This window comes from Bacteroidota bacterium, from assembly GCA_018816945.1.
Classification (GTDB): domain Bacteria; phylum Bacteroidota; class Bacteroidia; order Bacteroidales.
Window position 1 is genome coordinate 1 of the sequence record JAHIVC010000075.1, and the last position, 2170, is coordinate 2170.

Genomic DNA, 2170 nt, shown 5'->3' on the forward strand with positions numbered 1-2170 from the left:
AATCTAAGTTTTAGTGCCATTTTAGGCAGTCTCCACAAGATTCAATTTTGACATTACAATCAGAGCGATAACAGTAGCCACGGCACCTAAAACAATAGTACTGGTGTGTTTATCCATTATAGCTCACCTTCAACAAACTTTCCATATGCCCACATACCCACCATAATGGCGATAACCGTGAGCAGAATTGGTTTATAATCCATATTTCTATACCTCATATAATTAACTTTATTACTGAGGGTTATATATTTTATTCTATTTATAAGTTATTGTTCGTAGAGGCTAAAACAATATTTTATTAATAAGATTGATTCTCTATTTATATGTCGATATAATTTAATTTAATCCCTGTACTCGGCATAAAACCGCATGAAATAACCATACCGATTTATCATATCCGTGAATTTCTTTATAGTGTGTATGGTGTTCTACCATATATGTACCATTAATATCTTTTTTCATATTAAACCACCTCATAAATTATATGTTTTTGCATCTATCCCCATTGGTCAGCCATTGCTTTTGCGATTACTTTGTAAGTTCTTGAACGATTCTTGCTGCGGTCTTTACCGGGAGCCATATAATGAATGCGTGGTATCCTTCCAGATACTATGTTGGTGGGTTCTAATTGAGGCAAGTTCTTTAACCATAATCCTGTTTTTTTAGTTTCACCACATCCAAACTCCCACGGTTGAATATACTGCTCTGGTTTGCGATACTCCGTAGACATCTTACCCACTGGATTCTCAACACAGATCCTGTCAATTGGAGCGTTAACCAATTTCATAAAAAATTCAATCGCTTCTTTCTGTTCCCGGTGGTGGTCTTTCCACCACCTTGCTCCGGATACCGCCAGATACGTACACGGGGGATGAGCAATCATCATATCCCAACCTGCATTAAGATAATTTAATACATCACCCTGTATATGATTGCCCCTTGATTCTGTAGGGGATATATCGCATGACCAGGCATTATGCCCTTTGGCCTTAAATGCATCCCTTACAATTCCACTAAATTCACAAGCAATTAATATATTCATTAGTTAATCATCTCATTAAAGATTATATGTTTCAATGATTTTAAAAAAATTATGGCCAACTTTTGGCGGGATTGATTATTGCCATGGCCTCTTTTTTGGTTTTGAATTTTTCAGCATATATCTGTCTAAATTGTGGGCAGCATATCCCTATATTAACTGTTATGATTACTTCGTACGCTTTGTCGTTTCTAAACGTACCGGTTTTAATAATCTTGTTTTTATATAATATAATATGCTTGCGGTATTCCCCCATACTATTATTTATTTTCCATTCTTTAATTAATTCGCTCATTGTACACCTCACAAATTGTAGGTTTTATACTGAAATTTCTGCAAATTATGCAAACTTTCAGCATCAGGTATCATCTCTTTTAAATATCTTATATCATTGATTATGAAATGATGGAACAGATACATAGTTGCAGACTGAGATACCGCCGTTTTGTTCAGGTTTGCCAATCTTCTTGTTATCATCCCCATTCCTATGTTTCTGTGCCTCCCAAGATTAATTATTTTGTTTGCGTACTCTACAAGCGGCTTCCCCTCAGGCATAACCTGGTCGGCTTCATCCACCAGGATAAAAACGTTTCCAGTATTCCAATATCCTTTAAGCCAAGTGTTAAACTCTTTCATATCCCCCCTATGTGGGATATATGAGTTTGGATGATTATATTCTGCCATCATGTCCCATACTGCCACTCTGGACAGTTGGCCAATAATATTTTTGGCTAACGTGGTTTTTCCATAACCGCGTTTCCCGCTAATGGTTATTACTTCAACTGATTTCATCTTTGATGTCCTTTGGATGTAAATTATTTAAAAGAAGTTTGGTGAATTTGCCGTCATTCACCAAAACATCAAGTCCTATCATAATTAATCCAAATCCTAATGATTCAGTCGGTGTCAATTCCTTCATGGTTCAAAACTCCGGACTCTTCAATAAGTTCATTCACCTTAACAAACAAGTCTTTCGCTGCTTTTTGCTGAATGGGGCATGAATCCATCTTTTTGATTATCATGTTGAAAAATCCAGTCATTGACTGAAATTCAGGGCCACATTTTGACAACTCATCAATAATATTTTGTGTCAAAATTGCTTCTTTACTCTCTGGCTGGATCCGGTCTTCA

Annotated in this window: 5 protein-coding genes; all 5 read right to left on the minus strand. The window is 36.1% G+C overall.

What is annotated here, in order from left to right; all coding sequences use genetic code 11:
* Nucleotides 1-496 precede the first annotated feature (496 nt).
* Nucleotides 497-1042 carry a DNA cytosine methyltransferase gene (locus tag KKG99_12265; GenBank protein ID MBU1013771.1) on the minus strand — a complete coding sequence of 182 codons (546 nt, stop codon included), beginning with the start codon at nt 1040-1042 and terminating at the stop codon, nt 497-499.
* Between the two features lie 49 nt (nt 1043-1091).
* Nucleotides 1092-1334 (minus strand): hypothetical protein, encoded by a 243-nt coding sequence (locus tag KKG99_12270; GenBank protein ID MBU1013772.1) that lies wholly within the window; start codon nt 1332-1334, stop codon nt 1092-1094.
* A gap of 8 nt (nt 1335-1342) precedes the next feature.
* Nucleotides 1343-1831, minus strand: coding sequence for a hypothetical protein (locus KKG99_12275; GenBank protein ID MBU1013773.1), 489 nt, complete (start codon nt 1829-1831; stop codon nt 1343-1345).
* Complete coding sequence (locus KKG99_12280) at nt 1818-1958, minus strand: hypothetical protein (GenBank protein MBU1013774.1); 141 nt, start codon at nt 1956-1958, stop codon at nt 1818-1820. The genes KKG99_12275 and KKG99_12280 overlap by 14 nt, the downstream gene beginning before the upstream one ends.
* The coding region (locus tag KKG99_12285) for a hypothetical protein (GenBank protein MBU1013775.1) at nt 1936-2170 on the minus strand (235 nt) is incomplete at its 5' end. The genes KKG99_12285 and KKG99_12280, both read right to left, overlap by 23 nt.